This is a genomic window from Promicromonospora kroppenstedtii DSM 19349 (assembly GCF_000515355.1).
Lineage (GTDB): Bacteria > Actinomycetota > Actinomycetes > Actinomycetales > Cellulomonadaceae > Promicromonospora > Promicromonospora kroppenstedtii.
Genome location: NZ_KI911664.1, coordinates 83,207 through 105,979 on the forward strand (window position 1 = coordinate 83,207; position 22,773 = coordinate 105,979).

Consider the following 22,773-nt stretch of genomic DNA (forward strand, 5'->3'; position numbering starts at 1 on the left):
GCGCGGGCTCCGCCGCCTCGGCCCGGTCCTCGGCCGTCGCGTGCTGGTGCTGGGCGGTACGAGCGCCGTCGGCCTGTTCGCGGTGCAGCTCGCCGCGCGCAGCGGGGCGGAGGTCGTCGCCACCACCAGGAACCCTGCCGCGCGGGAGCGGCTGATCGAGCTCGGCGCGCACGAGGTGGTCACCTCGCCGTCCGACCTGGGCGCCGACGTGTCGGGTGTGCTCGACCTGCTGGGCGGCTCCCATCTGGTGCGGGCGTTCGCCCGGCTCGCACCGGGCGGCACTCTCGTCGCGCTGGGGCACGCCGCAGGCGAGGGGGAGCGCTTCGCGTACGGCGACCTGTTCGGCGACGCCGCCCGGCACGACCGCTCCCTGACGACCTTCTTCCTCGGGGCCGAGGTGGACCTCGGCCCCGACATGACCTGGCTCGCGCACGAGATCCACGAGGGGCGGCTCGACCCGGTGGTCTCAGCGGTGCGCCCGTGGCACGAGCTGCCGGATGCCTTCGCGGCCGGCGCGGGACGGACGTACGGGAAGACCGTCCTGACCGTCGGGTAGGGCCTTCTTCTACAGGTGCTCGGTGCAGAACCTGCGAGCCGGTCGACGGTGGCATCGACGTACCCGGGTACGTCGTACGTCTCGCGCCCCTGCGGAGGCGCGACGAGCGGCGACCCTCCGGGTGGTGCCGCTCGGCCGACCGACGACTCGCGTCACGCACTCAGCCCTGGCGGGGTGTCGTTTCGTCGAACTCGTCGCGCGCGGCCTCGATGTGGTCCATGTTCTGCCGCGTCCACTCGCACATCAGGTCGACCGTCGCCCGCAGCCCACGGCCGGGACCGGTGAGCCGGTACTCGACCCGAGGGGGCACCACGGGGTGCACCGTCCGCTCGACGAGGCCGTTGCGCTCCATCATGCGCAGGTTCTGCGTGAGCATCTTGTGGCTGATGCCCTCGAGCGCGTCGCGCAGCTCGCTGAACCGCCGGGTCTCGTCACCCAGCGTCTCGATGATCAGCAGTGCCCACTTGTTGGCGACGTCCGAGAAGATCTCTCGCGCCAGCGTCCCGGCGCGCATGATGTCGTCCTGGGCGGCCGGGCTGCCGGCCTGAGCGGTCACCATCTGGTGCCTCCGTCACTGAGAAGTGCGTTCTTCCGCACCGAGGTTAACTCTCTTATGGTTCCTGAGTCACTAGAAGTGACTCAGGCTGCCCAGGGAGGCGACCTGAACTCACCACGATGCGCGAGGGATCCACACCATGGCTGTCACACTCACCAACCCGCAGGACCTGCCCCGGGTCGACGTCTACCACCAGGTCGCCGTGGCCACCGGCACCCGGCAGGTCTTCGTCGCCGGCCAGGTCTCGTGGGACGCCGACGGCGTCACCGTCGGCGTCGGCGACCTGGCTGCCCAGGTCGAGCAGAGCTACGCGAACGTCGCCACGGCGCTTCGCCATGCCGGAGCGGGTGTCGACGACCTGGTCCGGCTCACGTTCTATGTCGTGGACTGGACGCCGGACAAGATGCCCGCGCTCCTGGACGGACTGTCCCGTGCCGCGAACCGCCTCGGTTCCACCGCGACGCCGCCCGCCACGCTGATCGGTGTCGCGGCCCTGGACGTCTCTGAGCACCTGGTCGAGATCGAGGCGACCGCCGTCGTCGGCGACCGTCCTGCCGAGCCGGCCGAAGCCGGGCCGCGGTTCTTCGTGACGCCGGGGTACGGCGACCGGCAGCTGGCGCGGATGGGATACAGCCAGGCCATCCGCATCGGGGACCGCGTCGAGACCTCCGGCCAGGGCGGCTGGGACGACGACCTCGACTTCCCGGCCGACCTGGAGGACGAGATCGTCCAGGCGTTCGACAACGTCGAACGGACCCTCCTGACCGCGGGTGCCACGTGGCGTGACGTCGTGCACGTCAACTCCTACCACGTGCCCGAGACGCCCGGCTTCATCGGTGAGACCCACAACCGGGTCATGGTCGAGCAGCTCCGGGCGCGCACGGGTGACCGCGCGCCGATCTGGACCGAGACCGGTGTGCCGGCCCTCGGAGCGCCGGGGATGCGCGTCGAGATCCGGGTCACCGCGATCATCGGCTCCTGACCGAACGGGACGGGGCCGGAGGGGATCAAGCCGTCGGAGCACTCTCGGCGAGCCGGCCGTCGAGCACGCGGACCGCTACGACTCCGACATCCTCGCCGCCGCAGCCGGGGAACGCACTGGCCCCCGTCATCGCGACGCGCCCGCGGCACGCTGCTTCCCCAAGGCTCCGTCCTCGCCCCACGACGACGCCCGCCGGTGCCGCCGTCGACCTCGCGCCACCTGCCGGGGTCCCGCAGCATGTGCGACTCGATCAGGCAGCCCCTGCGACGTCAGCGCGACCGCGACCGGCAGGGCACCGCCCAGATAGGTGCCGATCGTCGGGACGAACTGCGACACCACGCCCACGAAGACGGCGAGCGGCAGTGCGTACGGGGTACGCATGATCAGCAGGAACACGAGCGTGAAGGAGCTCGACAGCGCCGCGAGCACGATGCGCGAGGACGGCCGTTGAACTGTTCCACCATGTTCTCCACCCCATCTGTCGGTGACCACGACGGCCGGCGACGAGCTCGACCGCCGAGCTGAGCCGGCCGAGGTCGTGGCCGGCCACGGCTGATCCTCCGCAGCGGCCTGCCGCCGTGGGTCACCTAGATCGATCGGGTGAGGCGTCCGAAGGCCGTTCGTCGTGGCCGGATCCACGGCACTCCGACGACGCGGTGCGGTCGGCGGGGTGGAACCGCCGACCGCACCGTCGCCCGTCGGCGTCAGGCGCCCGTGTCCTCCGTGAACAACCGGGGGAGGAAGTCGATCAGCGACTTCTGCCAGACGTCCCAGCTGTGCGGGCCCGGGACGATGGGCGCGAACTCATGGTTCACCCCCCGGCTCTCCATGGCGGCGATCAGCTGCAGCGTCGCGCCGTAGGTGAAGTCCTGCTGGTCACCGGAGTAGACGCGCAGCAGCTTCGTGCCCTCGTTGATGGCGTTGACGTCCGCGGTGGCCGGCGGCGCGCCGAACGCCGACATGGCGCCGATGTAGCCGAACTCGCCCGGGTGCGCCCACAGGGTGCTGAGCGTGTGGCCCGAGCCCATCGAGAGGCCCGCCAGAGCGCGCTGGTCACCCTCGGAGCTGATGTTGAACTGCTCCTCGGCGGCCGGCACGATGCGCGTCGTGATCTCCGTGGGGAAGTCCACGCCGTTCCCGTTGGCCATGACGACCACCATCGGCTCCATGGTGCCCCGCAGGTAGTGGTTGTCGAGGATGCGCTGGACGTATCCCACCTCGACCCAGTCGGTCCACGTCTGCCCGCCACCGTGCTGCAGGTAGAAGACCGGGTACTCCTCGGCGCGGTCCGCGTCGTAGTCCGGGGGAGTCCACACGTACGCCGAGCGCTGGGTACCGCCGCCTGCGGTGCTGGTGTAGCTCATGACGCTGACCTCCCCGCGCGCCTCGGGCGGAACCTCGGCGGTGTACTGGGCGCGCACCGTGTCGCCGTCGGCGGTGAAGGTGCTCCACGTCGGCTCCGAGAGCACCTTCGTGGGGTTGCCGGCGTCCTTGTGGTCGACGCCGTCGACCACGAACTTGTAGTAGTAGGAGCCGCCCTCGACGGCCAGCGAGAGCCGCCACGAACCGTCGGCCTGCTGGACCATGTGGGTGCGCGGCCAGCTTCCGGCCGGGCCGAAGTTGCCCCAGACGGTGATGTTGTTCGCGTCGGCGAACTCGGTGCCGAGCTCGAAGGTGACCACGCTGTTCTCGTCGATCCATGGTGTCGGGGTCGTACCCGCCGGCGGGAGCTCGTGCTTCACGAACGGCAGGTGACCCTCGCTCGGGCCCTCGTCGTCGACGTCCTGGAAGATGCGCCCGGCGAAGTCGTGCAGGTTCTTCTGCCACGTGTCCCACGTGCCGCCGGTCTCGGGGTCCGAGCCGTCGGACTGGAACCGCACGCCCGCCTTCGTCAGCCTGTCGGCCAGCGCGACCGTGTCGTCGTACGCGGGGTCGGTGACGTTGCCCGCGTACACGCGGACGACGTCGGTCGAGTGGTTGATCTGCGTGGCCTTGCCCCGCGAGATCGGCTTGTCGTAACCGGCCGAGAACGAGCCGACGCCCGCGAACTCGCGCGGCTTGTCCACCACGGCGCTCAGGGCCGCCTCCCCACCACGGCCGATCCCGGCGATCGCGCGGTCCGACCCCTTGTCGGAGACGTTGAACGCGCGCTCGACGGCGGGCAGCAGCTCCTTCGTCACGCCGGCGGGGCCCGGCGTGCCGGCGTCGCCCATCACGACCACCATCGGCTCGGCGTCGCCGTCGAGCGTCAGGTTGTCCATGATCTGGCCCAGCCGGCCCAGCTCCACCCACTCGCGGTAGCTCTGCCCCTCGTCCTGCAGCAGGTACAGCACCGGGTACTCGTCCGCGCGGTCCGCGTCGTAGCCCGGGGGCGTCCACACGAGCGCTTCCTTCTTGTGCTTCGGTCCCTTGCCGTACTCGATCGTCTCGAGCTCGCCGCCGCCGTCCACGTCGTCGAGCCACTCGGCGCCCGGCCCGGGGACGAACATGGTGCTGTAGGTGGGCTTCGACGTCACCTCCTGGGGTACGGCGGGGTTGCGGAAGGCGACCGCGTCCTGGTCCGCCGCGGGGCGGGCGGCGTACTGGTAGTAGTAGAGGCCCGGCTCGAGGGGGCCGAGCGTGGCGGTCAGGTCCGATCCGCTGGTTCCCATGTTGAGGTCGGTCCACGCCTTGCCCGGGCCGAAGTTCCCCTGCACCGCGACAGGGCCGCTCCCGATGCCGGTCGCCTCGGTCACCGCGGCCCGGGGCACCGTGAAGCGGTAGACGTCGGAGATCGGGTTGTCCGCCACCTCGCTCACCCACGGGTCGGCGCTCACCGCCTGCGCGGCGGCGTGCGGCGCGGCGAGCACCGCCGCCGTCACCACCGCGGTCGCGGCCGCGGTCGCGACCGCTCGTCGTCCTCGCCGGATCGGGTGGGCGGGCCTTGCCTGAGATTCCATCGCCATCGACTTTCCTCTCGTTCGGACTCGTTGACCTTCGACACGAGGACCGGCACCTCGCCGTGCCTCGCGCATGACCGATGTACCTCTGTCACGTTGGTGGCGGGTGCGGGGCGGTGTGCTGCCTCGTACCAGGGCCGGACTGCTGGCCCAGGTGCTGCGGCCAACCCGGATCGCCCGACTCGTGAGCCATCCACGTGCTCCCTTGCACGAGTGCGGTCCGGTCAGTCCGAACTTTAACGATAAATACGAGGTGCGACAAGGCCTTGTTCCAGTCAGGTCGCCGAGGGGTTTTTGCCGCATATGTCTTGTGTGTGACGTGAATCGCGCGCTACTGTATCGATAAATTTGCCGCCACTCATGGACCTGCGTGCAACAACGGTGTTAGCGCTCACATGTACTGGCCCGTGCAGCAGGCTCCGCCGGAGCCTCGGTGCTGACCGCACCATCGGTGGTGGTGGCGCGCAATGCCCAGGCGTGGCCGACGGCGGCCGCGTCCCAACAGGCAAAGGAGCGAAGGATGAGGAAGTCCATCGCACGTCTCGTGCTCGGGCTGGTCGCGGCCCTGGCGCTGGTCCCGGGAGTCGCGGGGCCCGCCGAGGTCCCACCGGCGGCCGCGGCGAGCAGCAACCTGCTCACGAACGGGGATCTGGAGAACGGTACGACCGGCTGGTCGGCCTTCGGCGCCGGGACGGTGGTGTCCAGCACGAGCCCGGTCCACGGCGGGACCCGGTCGCTGCTGCGGTCCGGTCGCACCGCGGCGTGGAACGGCCCGGCCCAGACCGTGACGTCCGTGCTCACCAACAACACCAGCTACACGGCGAGCGTGTGGGTGCGCTCCCAGAGCGGCACGCCGACCGGCCGGGTCACGCTGGCCGTGACCGCGGGCGGAACGACGAGCTACGTCAACCTCGCCCAGGGCGCGGTGAGCTCCTCGGGCTGGACGCAGCTGACCGGGACCGCGACGGTGTCCTGGTCCGGGACGCTCTCGTCCGCCACCTTCTACGTGGAGACGGCGGCGGGCACGGACGGTCTCTACGTCGACGACGCCTCGCTCGTGAGCAACACGGCCTCGGCCTGCGACCTGCCGTCGACCTACCGCTGGACGTCGACCGGGGTCCTGGCCACGCCCAGGTCCGGCTGGGTCTCGCTCAAGGACTTCACCGTGGCTCCATACAACGGCCAGCAGCTCGTCTATGCGACGACGCACGACACGGGCACGTCGTGGGGCTCGATGAACTTCAGCCTGTTCGGCAGCTGGTCGGGCATGGCCGGCGCCACGCAGAACACGATGTCGTCCGCGACGGTGGCCCCGTCGCTGTTCTACTTCGCCCCGCGGAACATCTGGGTGCTCACCTACCAGTGGGGTCCGTCCCCGTTCATGTACCGGACCTCCAGCGACCCGACGAACCCGAACGGCTGGTCGGCCGCGAGCCCGCTGTTCACCGGATCGATCTCCGGCTCCAACACCGGCCCCATCGACCAGACGATCATCGGTGACGGTACGAACATGTACCTGTTCTTCGCCGGGGACAACGGGAAGATCTACCGGGCCAGCATGCCGATCGGCAACTTCCCGGGCAGCTTCGGCAGCTCGTACCAGACCATCATGAGCGACACCACGAACAACCTGTTCGAGGCGCCGCAGGTCTACAAGCTCAAGGACCAGAACAAGTACCTGATGATCGTCGAGGCGATCGGCGCCAACGGACGGTACTTCCGCTCGTTCACGGCGAGCAGCCTCTCCGGGTCGTGGACACCGCAGGCCGCTACGGAGAGCAACCCGTTCGCCGGCAAGGCGAACAGCGGCGCCACCTGGACCAACGACATCAGCCATGGCGAGCTGCTGCGGACCTCCGCCGACCAGACCATGACGGTCGACCCCTGCAACCTGCAGCTCCTGTACCAGGGTCGTTCCCCCAGCTCGGACGGGGTGGACTACGGCCTGCTCCCGTACCGGCCGGGGCTGTTGACGCTCCAGCGCTAGGCCCTCCCGGGGGCGGACGGCGCGTCCTCTCGCCGGCGTGAGCGCGGGCGGGAGGACGCGCCGTCGGCGCGCTCCTGATCAGGCCTGATCGAGTCAGACCCGTTCGAGCCGGATCATCGACCACGAGACCGGCGGCAGGTCGACGTGCGCGCGCTCGTCGGCGACCTTGGCCGTCGTGTTCGTCCGCGGCAGCACCGAGGTGGCGTCGTCGGCCGTGGCCGACCAGGTGTGGTCGGGGTTGGCCAGCGTGAGCGCCTCGGCCACCCGGAGTCCCGGGAAGCCGCGCAGGTCGACGTCGAGCGCCACGTCGTCGGTGAGCGACCGGTTGACCGCCAGCACGACGACGGCGCCGGTCTCCGGGTCGTGGGTGGCCACCGCGTCGAGCACGGGGACGGGGCCGAACTTCGCCGTCTCCTGGACCGGCGCGTCCACCGCGAGGCGCAGCACCTCGCCGGCCGCGTGCCGCGCGGTGAGCGCGAAGGGGTGGAACGTCGTCTGCCGCCAGGAGCGGCCGCCCGGCTCGGTCATGATCGGCGCGATGACGTTGACGAGCTGGGCCAGCGACGCGGCGTGGACGCGGTCGGTGTGCCGCAGCAGCGAGATGAGCAGGTTGCCGACCACGACGGCGTCGGCCACGTTGTAGCGGTCCTCCAGCAGCACCGGGGCCACGGGCCAGTCGTCGCCCGACGGCGGGCGCGACTCCGCGCGCTTCTGGTACCAGACGTTCCACTCGTCGAACGAGACGTGGATGTGCTTGGTGTGCTTGCCCGCGGCGCGGACGGCGTCGGCGGTCGCGGCGACGGAGTCCACGAAGTGGTCCATGTTCACCGCGGAGGCCAGGAACGAGGCGAGGTCGCCGTCCTCCTCCCAGTAGTAGGCGTGCGCCGAGATGTGGTCGACGTGCTCGTAGGCCTCGGTGAGCACCGTGTGCTCCCAGTCGCCGAAGGTGGGCATCTGCGATCCCGACGAGCCGCAGGCGACGAGCTCGAGGTCGGGGTCGACCATCCGCATCGCCCGCGCCGTCTCGGCCGCGAGACGCCCGTACTCCTGCGCGGTCTTGTGGCCGATCTGCCACGGGCCGTCCATCTCGTTGCCCAGGCACCACATCTTGATCCGGTACGGGTCCTCGGCGCCGTTGGCCCGGCGCAGGTCGCTCCAGGTGGTGCCGCCCGGCACGTTGCAGTACTCCAGCAGGTCGAGGGCCTCCTGGACGCCGCGCGTCCCGAGGTTGACGGCCATCATCGGCTCGACGCCGGTCCGGGCGCACCACCGCATGAACTCGTCGACGCCCACGAGATTGGGGTCGGTCGAGTGCCAGGCCAGGTCCAGGCGGCGCGGACGCTGCGCGACCGGTCCGATCCCGTCCTCCCAGCGGTAGCCCGAGACGAAGTTGCCGCCGGGGTAGCGCACCGTCGTCACGCCCAGCTCCCGCGTGAGCTCGACGACGTCGCCCCGGAACCCGTCGGCGTCCGCCGTCGGGTGGCCGGGCTCGTGCAGCCCCGTGTAGACGCTGCGGCCCAGGTGCTCGACGAACGAGCCGAACGTACGGGGGCGTACCGGCCCGACGACGAACGCCGGGTCGATGGTGACGGATGCGGACAGCATGGGTGGTACTCCTCGGTGGTCGGTGCGTGAGGGCATGCTTCGCGCAGGCGGGGCGGCTGCCGTGACGACGGCCACGGTGGCCGCCCCGCCTGCGTGATCGGACGTGCGGGGACCTACTGCCCCAGCTGGTTCTGCAGGTCGGCCTGGGTCTGGTCCAAGGCCTCCTGGACCGGCGTCCCGTTCTCGTAGATCTCGTTGAGCGTGACCGTGCGGAACGTGTCGTCGACGGTGGGCCAGTTGGGGTCGCTGAACGACTCGAAGTGCCCGATGCCGTCCTTGACCTCGTTCAGCACGTCGAACAGGTTGGTCTGGAAGTACTTGTTGAACTTGTTGTCCGGGTTCTTGGTGACGGCCTCGTCCTCCCAGACGGCCATGTTCACCGGGTCGAAGCCCAGCACCTCCCACACGGCGACGTTCGCCTCGGGGGACAGCTTGGCGAACGCGAGCCACTGCGCGGCGAGGTCCTTGTTCGGCGAGACGGCCGGCACGGCCGCCCCGGTGCCGCCACCACCGATGGTCTGCACCACGGCGTCGTCCGGGACCGGCGCCGGAGCGATGGCCACCTTGCCCGCGAGGTCGGGCATGTAGTCGACGAACCGGGAGGTGTACCACGCCGGGTAGACGATCGCGGCGTAGTCGCCGTCGTTGATCGCGCCGTACGCCTCCTCGGAGTCGGGGCTGCCGCCGGGGATCGTGGAGATGGCCCCGGCGTCCTGCATGTCCTTCATCATCGACAGGGCCTCGACGACCTCGGGGCTGTTCACCTGCACGTTGCCGTCGGTGTCGATGTACTGCCCGCCGAGCTGCGCGGTGATCAGGGGCTCGAGGAACATGACGCTGGTGCTCGCGACTCCGAACGCCTTGCCGGTCTCCTCGTGGTACTTGACCCCGGCCTCCTGGAAGTCGTCCCAGGTCTTGATGGTCGAGTAGTCGATGCCGGCGCCCTCGAGCGCCTCGGTGTTGTAGAACGTGGTGAACGCGCCGACGTGCGTCGGGAAGCCGTAGATCTTGCCGTCCTTGCTGTACAGGTCGAGGCGGGCCTGGACCACGTCGTCCTTGTACGGGGCCGCGGCCTCCGTCAGGTCGAGCAGGGGCGGGTTCTCGCCCTTGACGAAGTTGGCGAACTTGTTCACCTCGATGTCGACGACGTCCGGCAGGCCCTCACCGGAGTTCACCGCGAGCTGCAGCTTGTTGTGCATGTCGTCGTAGGGGTAGACGGTCACCTCGAGCTGGATCTCCTGGTCGGGGTTGGCCTCGTTCCACCGCTCGGCCATCTCCTCGTAGTAGGTCGCGTGCACGTCGGCGAACGTCCACATGTTCAGCGTCGTGGAGCCGTCCGCGTTCTTGACGGGTGCCTCGGGCTGGCTCCCGCCGCATGCGGCGAGTGCGGTCACCGCCAGTGCGGCGGTCAGCATGGACACCGTCGTCCGTAGCCTGGTCATGTTTTCTCCGTTCGATCTGAGGTTCGATCTGAGTTCTGAGGCGTGGTCAGCCTTTGACCGCGCCCGCGGTGATTCCTTCGATGAAAAAGCGCTGGAAGGCGAGAAAGAGGATGAGGACGGGGATCAACGAGAAGAAGGCCCCGATGATCAGCAGCTCGTAGTTGTTGCCGTAGGGCGTCAGGAGCGTGTTCAGGCCGATCGGCAGCGTGAACTTCTCCGGGCTGCGCAGCACCAGCAGCGGCCAGAGGAAGTTGTTCCAGCAGAGCATCCCGTTGAGGATCGCCATGGCGGCCATGGCCGGCTTGGTGATGGGCAGGACGAGCCGGAAGAAGATGCCGAACTCGCTCACGCCGTCCATGCGCCCGGCCTCGAGGATCTCCTTCGGTATGCCCAGGAAGTACTGGCGGAAGAAGAAGATCGTCACCGCCGAGGCGAGGAAGGGGAGCGCGATCACGACGTACGTGTCGGCCAGCCCCATGTCGTTGACCTGGACGTACAGGGGGAGCATGAGCATCTCGAACGGGACGGTCATGACCAGGAGCACCATGATGAACCACAGCGTCTTGGTCCGGAACTCGTACATCGCGAAGCCGTAGGCGACGAACGCGCTCACCAGCAGGGTCCCGGCGACCTGCCCGACCGTCAGCAGGAGGGTGTTGGCGAACCAGCGGAAGTACGGCCCGGAGTCCGTGAACAGCAGCACGTAGTTGTCCAGGCTCAGCGTGCCGAGGTCGACGTCGAAGGTCATGCCGCGCCGGATGACCTCGTTCCCGTCCTGGAACGTGCCCACGAGGATGGCCAGCAGCGGTACGAGCGAGATCAGCGCCATCACGACGAGGAAGACCGACTGGATCCACGCGGCGGCGGAGGGCCCGCGGCGACGTCGGGCGGCGGTGGCAGGAACGGTCGTCACCCGGTCCTGTTCCTGGAGAGCGGCCATCACGCGGCCTCCTTCCTGAAGGTGCCGCTGGCGACGAGATAGGAGATGTTGATCGTCATCACGATGACGAGCAGCACCACGCCGACGGCAGAGGCGAAGCCCAGGTCGTTCTCCTCGATGCCCTTGCGGTAGAGGTATCCGACGACCGTGAGGCCCTGGTTGTTGGGCGAGTTGTTGCCGGCGTAGAGCATGAAGCTCTCGAGGAACATCGCCAGTCCGCCGTAGACGCTGATCGTGACGACGTAGACGATGGTCGGCCGCAGGTTCGGGACGGTGATGTGCAGGAACTGGCGGAACCTGCTCGCCCCGTCGATGGAGGCCGCCTCGTAGTACTCGGTCGGGATCGCCTGCATGCCGGCCAGGAAATACATCATGTTCACGCCGGTCCACCGCCACAGGGCGATGGCCAGCAGGGCCACCAGACCGGTGATGTCGCCGCGCAACCAGCGCACCGGGCCGAAGCCGAAGAACTCGGCGACCTGGTTCATGATCGCGGTGTCGGACTCGGCGAAGATGAGCCGGAACACGATGCCGGCGACCACCACGGAGGTCAGCGCGGGGACGAACATCGAGGCCTTGAAGAACCCCTTGATCCGCGCGCTACCGATGTTCGAGTTGATCAGCGCCGCGAGTGCCAGCGGGATCGGGATGAGCAGCACGAGGGTGAGGACCATGTAGCGCAGGCTGTTGAACAGGGCCTGCCAGAAGATGCGGTCCTGCCAGAGCCGTTCGTAGTTGTCGAGCCCGATGAACGTCGCCTGGCCGTAGAGCACCTCCTGGGTGCTCATCACGAACGAGCGGCCCAGGGGGACGACCCAGAACACGGCGAGGGTCACGAGGAACGGAAGGATGAAGAAGTAGGGCGCAAGCCTCTTCGAGTACAGGAGCTGCTTCACGGCGGTCCGGATCCTCCTTGATCAGAGCCACGGGGTGACGCCGGCGCGGTTGGACGAGGTCGTCGATCGCGGGGTGTCATGATGGTCGGCGTGGTGAAGATGAGCGATGTGGCACACGAAGCAGGCGTCTCGACGATGACCGTCTCGAATGTCGTCAACGGGCGGCCGGGAGCCAGCGAGGACACCCGTGCTCGTGTGCTCGACGCGGTGGCCCGGCTCGGCTACCGGATGAACGCCACCGCGCGGCAGCTGCGCGTGGGCCGCAGCGGTGCCATCGGCCTCCTGGTGCCGCACCTGGACGGGCCGTACTACGCCCACCTCGCGGCGCGGCTGGACACGCTGGCGCACTCGCGGGGCTACCACGTCATCATCGAGCGAACCGGCGCCAGCCGGGAGGGGGAGCTCGACGCCATCTCGCCCGAGCGGGTGCGGCCCTACGAGGGCGTGGTGTTCAGCCCGGTGCAGATCGACACAGCGGACGTACGGGCGGCCGGCATCGAGGTCCCGGTGGTCCTGCTCGGCGAGCGGCGGCTGGCCGGCTCGTTCGACCACGTGATGATGGACAACGTCGGCGGCGCCGAGCTCGCGGTCTCGCACCTGCTGGAGCACGGCGCGCGGCGCATCGCCCTGATCGGCGGCCGCCCGGACACCGGCGTCGACAGCATGCCGACCCTGCGCAGCCGCGGCTACCGCAGCGCGCACGCCAAGGCCGGCGTACCGGTCGACGAGCGCCTCGTGGTGGACGCCGCCTCGTTCACCACGAAGGACGGCTACGCGGCGGTCATGCGCCTGCACCGCGAGGGCATCCCGTTCGACGGCGCCTTCGCGCTGACCGACGCGGCGGCCATGGGGGCGCTGCGGGCGCTGGCGGACGTCGGGCTGCGCGTCCCGCAGGACGTCCAGGTGGTCGGCTTCGACAACGACGCGGAGGGGGAGTACCTCATCCCGCGCCTGACCACCATGGACCCGGACAACGACTCGATGGCGGAGCGCATCATGGAGCTGCTCCTGGCGCGCGTGGAGGCGGGGGAGACGGGCGAGGCGGCGGCCGGCGACGTGGTCGAGGCCGTCATGTCGGCCCGGATCGTCGTGCGCGAGTCGACGCTCGCTCGCACGTCTAATTAGTCGATCGGTCACTGGTTCTCTTCCTCGAGCAGCCGGCCACCCCGGTGATATTTATCGATAAAGTAGGGGGGATGGCGCCAGGTGTCAACGGCGCCCTCGAGGTTTCGCCCGCCGGTCGCGTCCGGCTGCGTGGGTCTGCCCTACCGGCGGCGGGCCGGCGGCGCCGTCGTGTCGCGGACGGTGAGGCTGGTGGCGAGCTGGACGTGACGTGACGCGGGCTGGGCGCCGTCCGCCATCGCCAGCAGCGTCTCGACGGCCATCCGCCCCATGCCGGCCAGTGGCTGGTGCACCGAGGTCAGCGGGGGCGACGTCCAGCCGGCCTGCGGCGTGTCGTCGAAGCCCACGACGCTGAGCCGCCCTGGCACCGGGACGTCCAGCTCCCGGGCCGCGGCGAGCACGCCGACGGCGATCTCGTCGTCGCCCGTCACGATCGCGGTCGGCGGTTCGGGCAGCGCGAGCAGCGCGCGGCCGTGCACCAGGCCCGTGTCGATCGAGAACGAGTCGCTGCGCACCAGCTCCTGCTCCAGCTCGATGCCCGCGGAGTCCAGCGCCGCCCGGTAGCCGTGGAGGCGTTCCCGGGCGGCGGCCGACGCGGCGGGGCCGCCGATCCATCCGATGCGGCGGTGCCCGAGGTCGAGCAGGTGCTCCGTCGCGGTGCGCCCGCCCGCCCAGTTGGCCGACCCGACGCTGACCGTCCCGGGCGCCTCCACGTCGACGGGGTCGATCATCACGAACGGCATGCCGACCTCCTTCGCGGCCTGGAGCACGGCGTTGGGTCTGGCGAGGGTGATGCCGACGATGCCGATCACCCCCGACTCCCTCTGCTCGGCCACCCACGCCCGGGCGGCGACCTTGGTGGCGCGCACCGCGCGGTCGGGTGCGGAGCGCACCAGGAGGTTGGTCTCGGCGCTCGTGGCCGCGGCCAGGACGCCGTCCAGGACGTTCGCGACGTAGGGCGAGGCCAGCGCGTCGAACACCGCGGCGATGGTGCGGGTGGGCGGCGGCTCCCACTGGGTGGTCGGTCGGTAGCCGAGGGCGGCGACGGCCTCCAGCACGCGCTCACGGGTGCTCCGCGCGATGTCGTGGCGCCCGTTGAGCGCCTTGGACGCGGTGCTCGTGGAGACGCCGGCGTGCCGCGCGACGTCGGCGAGCGTCGCCCGCTCCTTCGATGGCCGACCAGCCATGGGATTCCCTTCGTCGAAACTATTTCGGAGACTACTGATCGCCCGGGGCGACGTCAATCGGCGCAATTGGTCGCTCGGGACCCGTTGACGCTCTGGACAAGGCCCGGCTACAGTCCCGCTTGATCGATAAAGTTGCGAAACTATTTCGCAACCTCTCAACGAGGAGGGACAGGGTGATGAGGCTTCTTACCAAGGCGTGGGCGGTCGGCGTCGCGCTCGTGACGGCCGGCGCGCTCACCGCGTGCTCGGGTACGGGCGGGACCGCGGCGAGCGCCGGCGGCGGCAGCGCCGACCAGCCGGTGAAGCTGACGGTGTGGAGCTGGGACGGCACGGTCGAGCTCGCGGTCCCGGGCTTCGAGAAGGCCAACCCCGGCATCGAGGTCGAGGTCGTGAACGCCGGCTCGTCCACCGACGAGTACCAGGCGCTCGACAACGCGATCCAGGCCGGTTCCGGTGTCCCGGACCTGGTGATGTTCGAGTACTTCGCGGTCCCGTACTTCGCGGTCCCCGGCAAGCTCGCCGACCTCGGCCCGCTGGGTGCGGCCGAGCTGGCCGACGACTACGTCCCGTCGGCCTGGAACAACGTCACGATCGGCGACGGCGTCTACGCCCTGCCGTCGGACTTCGGGCCGGCCGTCATGTTCTGGAACGAGGCGACCTTCGCCAAGGCGGGGATCGACGAGGCGCCGGCGACCTGGGACGAGTACTACGAGGACGCGAAGAAGATCCGGGCCCTGGGCGACGACTACTACATCACCCAGGACACCAACGACCTGTTCTTCCTGCTCTCGCTGATCTGGCAGGCCGGCGGGCGGCCGTTCGAGGTCGACGGAACCACCGTGCACATCGACTTCTCCGCCCCGGAGACCCAGAAGGCGGTCGCGTTCTGGCAGAAGATGATCGACGAGGACCTGGTCAACACGAAGATCAGCGCCTGGTCGGACGACTGGAACCGCGCCCTGAACGACGGCACGCTCGCCTCGCAGAACATGGGCGGCTGGCTCACCTCGACCCTGCCCGAGCGGGCGCCGGACGCCGCGGGCGACTTCCGGGTGGCACTGATGCCCCAGTGGGGCGAGGGCGAGAAGGTCGGCGCCGAGAACGGTGGCTCGTCCTTCGGCATCCCGGAGGCCGCGGCCAACAAGGAAGCGGCCTACAAGTTCCTCGAGTACTTCACGCACGGCGACGGGCTGCAGCCCCGCGTCGAGGCCGGTGCCTTCGTACCGAACAAGTCGGTGCTGGACAGCCCGGAGTTCCAGGACGTGAAGAACCCCTACTTCGGCGACCAGAAGACCGGCCAGGTGCTGGCGGAGGCCTCGAACATCGCCGCCGTCGGCTGGCAGTACCCGCCGTTCTTCGAGTGGGCCCGCAGCACCTACGGCGACATCGCCACGCCCTTCTACACCTCGGGCAAGGGCTCGCTGGCCGAGGTCCTGCAGACGTGGGAGCAGCGCTCGGTCGAGTACGGCAACGAGCAGGGGTTCCAGGTCGACTGACCGCCTCCCGGCGGCGTCTCGTGACAGTCCGAGCGCGAGACGCCGCCGGCGACCTGACCGACAGACGAGAAAGGACCAGTCATGAGCGCGACGGAGCGCATGACCCGCCCTGCGGTGGCCGTGCCCGTGCCCGGCGGGGCGCCGCAGCACTACCGGCGGCGACGCACGCGACAGATCGGCTGGGCGTTCGTGGCGCCCTTCGGCATCCTGTTCGCCCTGGTGTTCATCGTGCCGATCACCTACGCCGCCTACCTCAGCCTCTTCCAGGACCGGATGGTGGGCGGGCCCTCGTTCGTGGGCCTGGCCAACTACACCAAGCTGTTCGGTGACGCGCAGTTCTGGGACGGCGTCACCCGGGTCGTCTCGTTCACGCTGATCCAGGTACCCGTCATGCTGGTGCTGGCCCTGGTGCTGGCGCTCGCGATGGACTCCATGCGGCTACGCGGCATGCGATTCATGCGGGTGGCCATCTTCCTGCCCTACGCCGTGCCCGCCATCGTCTCCACGCTGATGTGGGGCTTCATGCTCGGCGTCCGGTACGGGCTCTTCGGGAGCATCAACGGCTGGCTCGGCACCGACATCGACCCGTTCCGGCCGAGCACCACGCTGATCTCGATCGGGATCATGGTCACCTGGGCCTTCACCGGCTACAACATGCTGATCTTCGACAGCGTGCTGAAGGCCGTGCCGCAGGAGCTGTACGAGGCGGCCGCCATCGACGGCGCAGGGGAGTTCCGGGTGATCCGGGCGATCAAGCTGCCCGCGCTGCGCGGCTCGCTCGTGATCACCGTCATCTTCTCGATCATCGGCACGTTCCAGATCTTCAACGAGCCGCAGATCCTCCCGTCGATGGTGGCCAACAGCGGGATCACCACCTACTACACGCCCAACCTCTACGCGTTCAACCTCGCGTTCACGGGCTCGCAGCAGGGCTACGCGGCCGCTCTCGCGCTCGTCATGGCCGCATTCACCATCGCCATCGCGTACGCGGTCCAGATCCGGGGCATGCGCGATGCCCTCGACCAGTAGCAGCCGGAGACCTCTCATGACGACCACTGCCGTTGTCCGGCGCCGCGCGCGCCTGCACACCCTCGCCAACCCCCGCAAGAGCGGCACGCTGACCTTCCTGACGGGGCTGTTCACCCTCTACTGCCTGGTGCCGCTGATCTGGCTCACGATCAACTCCACCAAGTCCCAGGCCGACTTCGTGTCCAGCTTCGGCTTCTCCTTCGGCCAGCGGTTCGCGCTGTTCGACAACATCGTCGAGGTCTTCACCTACGACGGCGGCATCTTCACGCGCTGGCTGCTCAACACGGTGCTGTACGTGGTCGTCGGGGCGGTCGTCTCGACGTTCCTCGCCGCGCTCGGCGGATACGCGCTCGCCAAGCTGGAGTTCACCGGCAAGCGGGTCTTCCTGTTCGTGGTGCTCGGTGCCATCTCGGTCCCGGGGATCGCCCTGGCCATCCCGCAGTTCCTGCTGTTCGCGCAGCTGGGTCTGACGAACACGCCGTGGGCGGTGCTGATCCCGTCGTTCCTCAACCCGTTCGGGCTGTACCTCATGTGGGTGTTCGCCGCGGAGGCCGTCCCCACCGGGCTGCTGGAGGCCGCGAAGATCGACGGCGCGGGGGAGTTCCGCACCTTCTGGCAGATCGCGCTCCCCATGCTCGTCCCGGCCACCGTGACCGTGCTGCTGTTCTCGTTCGTGTCGATCTGGAACAACTACTTCCTGCCGCTGATCATGCTCAAGGACCCCGACTGGTACCCGCTGACCGTCGGCATCAACCAGTGGAACAAGCTGGCCTCCACGGCCGGCAACGGCGAGCTGCTCCAGAACCTCGTCGTGACGTCGTCGCTGCTGACGATCATCCCGCTGATCATCGCGTTCATCTCGCTGCAGCGCTTCTGGCAGTCCGGCCTCAGCCTCGGCGCCGTCAAGGGCTGACGCCGTCCGCGGCCGGCCCGAGGCCCACGGGCACCCCACGTAGAGAAGAAGACAGAGGAGAACCTTGCACACCCACACCACCCCCGGCCTGACGATCGACGGCGAGGCGGCCACCGCCGTCCCGCTGCGACACATCTGGAACGAGTGCGTCGGCGCGGGCCGCGCCAACGAGGCGCTGCGTGCCGACTGGCAGGCCCACTTCCGCGAGGCGGTCACCCGCCTAGGGGCGCGGTTCGTCCGCTTCCACGGCCTGTTCCACGACGACATGTTCGTCTACCGCGCCAACGACGGCGGCGGCTTCGGGCCGCCCGTGCCGCTCGACACCCCCGTCCACACGTTCAGCTACGTCGACAAGGTGTTCGACTTCATCCTCGAGACGGGCGCTCGCCCGTTCGTCGAGCTCGGCTTCATGCCGCGCGAGCTGGCCACCGAGACCGAGACGCTCTTCTGGTGGAAGGCCCACTGCAGCCCGCCCACGGACATGGCCCGGTGGGTCGAGCTGGTCACCGCGACCGTCACCCACTGGATCGACCGGTACGGCATCGACGAGGTGCGACAGTGGCGCTTCGAGGTGTGGAACGAGCCCAACCTCGTGCCCCACTTCTGGACCGGGACGCGCACCCAGTACTTCGAGCTCTACGAGGCCACGGCCCTGGCGATCAAGGAGATCGACCGGGAGCTCAAGGTGGGCGGACCGTCCACGAGCGTCTTCGTGCCCGACGACCGCTACCGGGGCGAGTGGGAGGACCGGTCCGTCGAGCACGCGACCGCCGAGGCGGAGGACGTCGACGCCCTCGACTGGCGGCCCGTCTGGATCCAGGAGCTCATCGACTGGTGTGCCGCGCGCGACGTCCCCGTCGACTTCCTGTCCACCCACCTCTACCCGACCGACGTGGCCTTCGGCGCCAACGGGCAGATGCGGCACATCCGCCGCCACGTGGACGCGACGCACGACGACCTGGTCGCCCTCCGCAAGCTCATCGCCGGCAGCCCGTTCCCCGACGCCGAGCTGCACATCACCGAGTGGTCGAGCTCGCCGTCCAGCCGCGACTCGATCCACGACACCCTGTTCGCCGCGACCTACATCACGCGCGCCTACCTGCGGGGCGCGGCGCTCGCGGACTCGATCTCGTACTGGACGTTCACCGACGTGTTCGAGGAGGGCGGCGCGGGCATCGGACCGTTCCACGGCGGGTTCGGCATGGTCAACGAGCAGGGCCTGCACAAGCCGACGTTCCATGCGTTCGAGATGCTGTCCCGGCTCGGGGACACGGTCCTCGCGGCCCTGCCCTACGGGGCGATCACGCAGGACTCGGCGACGCACGAGGTCTCCGCCTTGTTCTTCAACTATCCGGACGACATGGGCCGCCAGGGGGTCGGGTCCGAGCTCACCTACGCGGCCACCCGTGGTCTGGCGCAGAGGGGTCCCGCCCGGCGGGTCCGCCACACCGTCGCGGGGCTCACGCCGGGTGCCGTGTTCGCGGTGGAGTCGATCGACTGGGACCACGGGAACGTGGCCGAGGCCTGGCACCGGATGGGGGAGCCGCTCAACCTCACCCCGGCCCAGGTGGCCGAGCTGCGGGAGAGTGCCGACGCCCTGCGCCGCACGTCGCTCACGGTGTCCGGGGACGGCGTGCTCGACCTCGACCTCGAGCTGCCGGCGTGGGCGGTGCTGTCGATCACCCCGGCGCGCGGATAGGGCGCTGTGGGGCGGGGCGACGGATCGAAAAGTTTCGGAGCATCGGCTCCGCTTCGCGCGGGTCCAGGCCTGGATTTCCGCCGAAAAGAGGGCGTGGATCGCGATCGTCGAGGGATGGTGCGCGAGCAGGGCACCTTGTACTTTTCGAGGCCAGGCGATACAACGGTCGCAACGAGGAGGCAGCCTTGACGAAGAAGACCGGGCCGGCACGCCCCAACCTCTCGGCCGTGGCCGCGCACGCGGGGGTGTCCACCGCCACGGCGTCCAAGGTCGTGAACGGGCGGCCGGACGTCGCCGAGGACACCCGGGAACGGGTCGAGACGGCGATCACCGCGCTCGGGTACCGGGGCCCGTCCCGGACCACCACGGCGCACACGGTCGAGCTCATGGTCGACACCCTGGACACCACCTATGCGTCGCAGATCCTGCGCGGCGTGGTGCTCGCGGCCGAGGAGCTGGGCCTGGAGGTCGTCGTCGGGCGGGTGCGTCGCAGGTCCGCGAACGGGGTGCCGGAGTCGAGCGCCGCCTGGGCCCAGCGGCTCGCCGCCGCCGAGCGGGTGGGTGCGATCGTGCTGACCTCCGGGCTCGGCCCGGACGTCTACGCGAGCCTCGCCCGCGCCCGCGTCCCGCTCGTGGTGATCGACCCGCTCGACGTCACCGAGGAGGGCGTGGTCTCCGTGGGGTCCACGAACTGGCTCGGCGGCCGGAGTGCGGCGGAGCACCTGGTCCGGCTCGGGCACCGGCACCTCGCGGTGGTGGCCGGGCCGGCGGAGTCCCTCAGCGCCGTCGCGCGCCTGGACGGCTTTCTCACGTACTGCCGGCAGCAGGGCGTGGAGATCGAGCCCGAGCTGGTCCGTCCGATCCGCTTCGACCACGACCAGGCCGTCCAGGTCGCGGAGCGGTGGTTCCAGCGGCCCGACCCGCCCACCGCGATCTTCGCGGGCAGCGACGCGCAGGCGATGGGGGTGCTGGAGGCTGCGCGGCGCGCGGGGCTGCGGGTCCCGGAGGACGTCAGCCTCGTGGCCTACGACGACACGCCGCTCGCGTCGTGGGCCAACCCTCCGCTGACCGCCGTCCGGCAGCCGCTGGAGGAGATCGGCCGGCGGGCCCTGCTCACCGTGCAGCAGCTGCACGAGGGCAAGCCGGTCGACTCCCACCACATCGAGATCGCCACCACGTTCGTCGTCCGGGACTCGACCGCCCCGCCACGGGCCGAGCTGCTCCGGGACACGCGGGGCTGAACCGCCGCCGGGCTTGACCGGCGGACCCAGCACCACCCGCCGGGCGATCCGTCCGGCGGCCGAACCACGATGCCGCGCGGCATCGCAGATCGATGGAGATCACATGCGCACAGCCGAGAACTGGCCCGTCGCGGCCAACATGCTGTCCTTCGGGTCGACGACGCCGGACGGCACCCCCAACGTCGACGCGCCGGCCGAGTCCTGGCGGGACCAGCTCCAGCAGGTGGCCGACCTGGGCTTCACGCACGTCGACCCCACCGACGCCTGGCTGTCGATCGGCGAGCTGGGCGACGCGCGGTTCGCCGAGCTGCTCGCCGTGCTGAAGGAGACGGGGCTGTCGGTCCCGTCCGTGTCCACCACCCGCCGCAGCGTCATCGACGCCGCGCGGGGCGAGGACTACCTGCGCTTCGGCCACACGATCATCGACCGCGCCCCGGAGCTCGGGGCGGAGGTCGTCAACTTCGGCTTCATGCAGGCCCTGAAGCCCGCCCAGGAGCGCGCCCTGTGGTTCTGGCTCGCCGAGGGGCACCACGACGACCTCGACGACAAGGACGCCTACGACCTCGCCGTGCGCCGTATCCGCGAGCTCGCCGACCACGCCCGCGACCTCGGGGTGCAGGTCAGCCTCGAGATGTACGAGGACACCTACATCGGCACGCCGGACCTGGCGGTGCGGTTCGTGCAGGACGTCGACCGCGACAACGTCGGCATCAACCCCGACCTCGGCAACCTGGTGCGGCTGCACCGGCCGATCGAGGACATCCCGACGATGTTCGAGAAGGTCCTGCCCCTGACCAACTTCTGGCACATCAAGAACTACACGCGGGACGAGGACCCGGCGACGGGCGCCTACGCCACGCACCCGACGCCCCTGGTCCAGGGGGTCGTGAACTATCGCGCGGTGATCCGCCGGGCCCTGGAGCTGGGGTTCGAGGGCGTGTTCGTGTGCGAGCACTACGGCTCCGACAGCCTGGGTGTCGCCGCCATCAACCGGGAGTACATCCGCGAGGTGCTCCGCGGCGCCGGGCGCTAGCCCTGTCAGCAGCAACCACGTCCCCGAGCAAAGGTGCAGGTGAGATGACCTACGTCCACAACAGACCGCAAGACTTCGTCCCCGAGGCCCTGCGCGGCCTCGTCAAGGCCCACCCCGGCCGGCTCCGCCAGGTCCCCGGCGGGATCGCCCGCGCGGACGGCACCCGCCCCGGCAAGGTGGCGGTCGTCGTCGGCGGGGGATCGGGCCACTACCCGGCGTTCGCCGGGCTGGTCGGCGACGGCCTCGCCGACGCCGCCGTGTGCGGCGACATCTTCACGTCCCCGTCCACCCGCCAGGTGCTGGACGTGTGCCGTGCCGCCGACGCCGGGGCCGGGGTGCTCCTCACCTTCGGCAACTATGCGGGCGACGTGCTCAACTTCGGCGCCGCGGCCAGCCGCCTGCGCGCCCAGGGCACGGACGTCTCGATCCTGCTGGTGACGGACGACGTCGCCTCCGCCCCCGCCGACCGCGCCCACGAGCGCCGGGGCGTGGCCGGCGACCTCGTCGTCTTCAAGCTCGCGGGAGCCGCCGCCGAGGAAGGGGCCGACCTGGCCGAGGTGAACCGCCTCGCCGCGCGGGGCAACCAGCGCACGCAGTCGTTCGGGGTGGCTTTCGACGGGTGCACGCTGCCCGGCCAGGACCATGCCCTGTTCAGCCTCGAGCCGGGCACCGCCGGGTGGGGGCTCGGCATCCACGGCGAGCCCGGCGTCGGGGAGGAGGCCAGGCCGACGGCGGCCGCGCTCGCCGTCGAGCTCGTCGACCGCGTGCTCGCCGAACGCCCCGCCGACGCGGACGGCCGGGCCGCGGTGCTCCTCAACGGCCTCGGCGAGGTCAAGTACGAGGAGCTGTTCGTCCTGTGGGACAGCGTGCACGACCTGCTGGTGGAGCGCGGCGTCACGATCGTCGCACCGCTCGTGGGCGAGTACGTGACCAGCCTGGACATGGCCGGCTGCTCGCTGACGGTCACGTGGCTCGACGACGAGCTCGAGCGCCTGTGGCTCGCCCCCGCCGACACGCCCGGTTTCCACCACGGGGCATGGCGCCCCGCGCCCGCGTCCGTTCCCGCGCCGCTGCCCACCGAGCCGGAGACCGAGCTGGTGCGCGCCACCACCCCGGAGGGCATCGCGGCGGCGGGCGCCGTAGCGGGCAT

Annotated in this window: 19 protein-coding genes; 11 read left to right on the forward strand and 8 right to left on the reverse strand. The window is 70.0% G+C overall.

Annotated elements, in window-relative coordinates; genetic code table 11:
* The coding region (locus tag PROKR_RS30715; RefSeq protein ID WP_036963522.1) for a zinc-binding dehydrogenase at positions 1-556 on the forward strand (556 nt) is incomplete at its 5' end.
* A 160-nt stretch (positions 557-716) separates the two neighbouring features.
* Here PROKR_RS30715 and PROKR_RS12170 read toward each other — a convergent pair.
* Complete coding sequence (locus PROKR_RS12170; RefSeq protein ID WP_036963523.1) at positions 717-1,115, reverse strand: winged helix-turn-helix transcriptional regulator; 399 nt, start codon at positions 1,113-1,115, stop codon at positions 717-719.
* 136 nt (positions 1,116-1,251) lie between these two features.
* Between PROKR_RS12170 and PROKR_RS37375 the strand changes: the two genes are divergently transcribed.
* On the forward strand, positions 1,252-2,094 hold the full coding sequence (locus PROKR_RS37375) for a Rid family hydrolase (RefSeq protein WP_245605802.1): 843 nt from the start codon (positions 1,252-1,254) through the stop codon (positions 2,092-2,094).
* A gap of 126 nt (positions 2,095-2,220) precedes the next feature.
* Here PROKR_RS37375 and PROKR_RS38005 read toward each other — a convergent pair whose 3' ends face one another.
* Together PROKR_RS38005 and PROKR_RS12190 are read right to left on the reverse strand one after the other, a co-directional pair.
* Positions 2,221-2,523, reverse strand: a complete 303-nt coding sequence (locus PROKR_RS38005; protein WP_036963524.1) for an AI-2E family transporter — start codon at positions 2,521-2,523, stop codon at positions 2,221-2,223.
* A 275-nt stretch (positions 2,524-2,798) separates the two neighbouring features.
* Complete coding sequence (locus PROKR_RS12190; RefSeq protein ID WP_036963525.1) at positions 2,799-5,039, reverse strand: alpha/beta hydrolase; 2,241 nt, start codon at positions 5,037-5,039, stop codon at positions 2,799-2,801.
* Between the two features lie 514 nt (positions 5,040-5,553).
* Between PROKR_RS12190 and PROKR_RS12195 the strand changes: the two genes are divergently transcribed.
* Positions 5,554-7,020 (forward strand): non-reducing end alpha-L-arabinofuranosidase family hydrolase, encoded by a 1,467-nt coding sequence (locus tag PROKR_RS12195; RefSeq protein WP_036963526.1) that lies wholly within the window; start codon positions 5,554-5,556, stop codon positions 7,018-7,020.
* Between the two features lie 93 nt (positions 7,021-7,113).
* On the opposite strand, the gene arfA is transcribed toward PROKR_RS12195, so the two are convergent.
* The 4 genes from arfA to PROKR_RS12215 all read right to left on the reverse strand — a co-directional run bounded on the left by arfA (position 7,114) and on the right by PROKR_RS12215 (position 11,903).
* Positions 7,114-8,625: an arabinosylfuranosidase ArfA gene (arfA, locus tag PROKR_RS12200; RefSeq protein WP_036963527.1), complete on the reverse strand. Its 1,512-nt coding sequence runs from the start codon at positions 8,623-8,625 to the stop codon at positions 7,114-7,116.
* Positions 8,626-8,738: 113 nt separating this feature from the next.
* Positions 8,739-10,067 (reverse strand): ABC transporter substrate-binding protein, encoded by a 1,329-nt coding sequence (locus PROKR_RS12205; protein ID WP_036963528.1) that lies wholly within the window; start codon positions 10,065-10,067, stop codon positions 8,739-8,741.
* A 46-nt stretch (positions 10,068-10,113) separates the two neighbouring features.
* Positions 10,114-11,007 (reverse strand): carbohydrate ABC transporter permease, encoded by an 894-nt coding sequence (locus PROKR_RS12210; protein WP_036963529.1) that lies wholly within the window; start codon positions 11,005-11,007, stop codon positions 10,114-10,116.
* Positions 11,007-11,903 (reverse strand): carbohydrate ABC transporter permease, encoded by an 897-nt coding sequence (locus PROKR_RS12215; RefSeq protein WP_036963530.1) that lies wholly within the window; start codon positions 11,901-11,903, stop codon positions 11,007-11,009. The genes PROKR_RS12210 and PROKR_RS12215 overlap by 1 nt, the downstream gene beginning before the upstream one ends.
* Positions 11,904-12,011: 108 nt before the next feature.
* Here PROKR_RS12215 and PROKR_RS12220 point away from each other — a divergent pair, with 108 nt between their 5' ends.
* Complete coding sequence (locus PROKR_RS12220; protein ID WP_169736399.1) at positions 12,012-13,028, forward strand: LacI family DNA-binding transcriptional regulator; 1,017 nt, start codon at positions 12,012-12,014, stop codon at positions 13,026-13,028.
* Positions 13,029-13,168: 140 nt separating this feature from the next.
* Here PROKR_RS12220 and PROKR_RS12225 read toward each other — a convergent pair whose 3' ends face one another.
* Positions 13,169-14,212: a LacI family DNA-binding transcriptional regulator gene (locus PROKR_RS12225; RefSeq protein WP_036963535.1), complete on the reverse strand. Its 1,044-nt coding sequence runs from the start codon at positions 14,210-14,212 to the stop codon at positions 13,169-13,171.
* A gap of 176 nt (positions 14,213-14,388) precedes the next feature.
* Here PROKR_RS12225 and PROKR_RS12230 point away from each other — a divergent pair, with 176 nt between their 5' ends.
* The 7 genes from PROKR_RS12230 to PROKR_RS12260 form a co-directional block, all read left to right on the forward strand.
* On the forward strand, positions 14,389-15,708 hold the full coding sequence (locus PROKR_RS12230) for an ABC transporter substrate-binding protein (RefSeq protein ID WP_036963538.1): 1,320 nt from the start codon (positions 14,389-14,391) through the stop codon (positions 15,706-15,708).
* Between the two features lie 81 nt (positions 15,709-15,789).
* Positions 15,790-16,737 (forward strand): carbohydrate ABC transporter permease, encoded by a 948-nt coding sequence (locus PROKR_RS12235; RefSeq protein WP_036963542.1) that lies wholly within the window; start codon positions 15,790-15,792, stop codon positions 16,735-16,737.
* Positions 16,738-16,753: 16 nt separating this feature from the next.
* On the forward strand, positions 16,754-17,650 hold the full coding sequence (locus PROKR_RS12240; RefSeq protein WP_211240120.1) for a carbohydrate ABC transporter permease: 897 nt from the start codon (positions 16,754-16,756) through the stop codon (positions 17,648-17,650).
* Positions 17,651-17,714: 64 nt separating this feature from the next.
* Positions 17,715-19,349, forward strand: coding sequence for a GH39 family glycosyl hydrolase (locus PROKR_RS12245; RefSeq protein WP_036963544.1), 1,635 nt, complete (start codon positions 17,715-17,717; stop codon positions 19,347-19,349).
* 185 nt (positions 19,350-19,534) lie between these two features.
* Entirely contained in the window at positions 19,535-20,590 is a 1,056-nt protein-coding gene (locus PROKR_RS12250; RefSeq protein WP_036963546.1) for a LacI family DNA-binding transcriptional regulator, read from the forward strand.
* A gap of 103 nt (positions 20,591-20,693) precedes the next feature.
* Positions 20,694-21,623, forward strand: a complete 930-nt coding sequence (locus tag PROKR_RS12255; protein WP_036963551.1) for a sugar phosphate isomerase/epimerase family protein — start codon at positions 20,694-20,696, stop codon at positions 21,621-21,623.
* Between the two features lie 44 nt (positions 21,624-21,667).
* Positions 21,668-22,773 (forward strand): dihydroxyacetone kinase family protein (locus tag PROKR_RS12260; protein WP_211240121.1); only part of this gene is annotated, 1,106 nt, incomplete at its 3' end.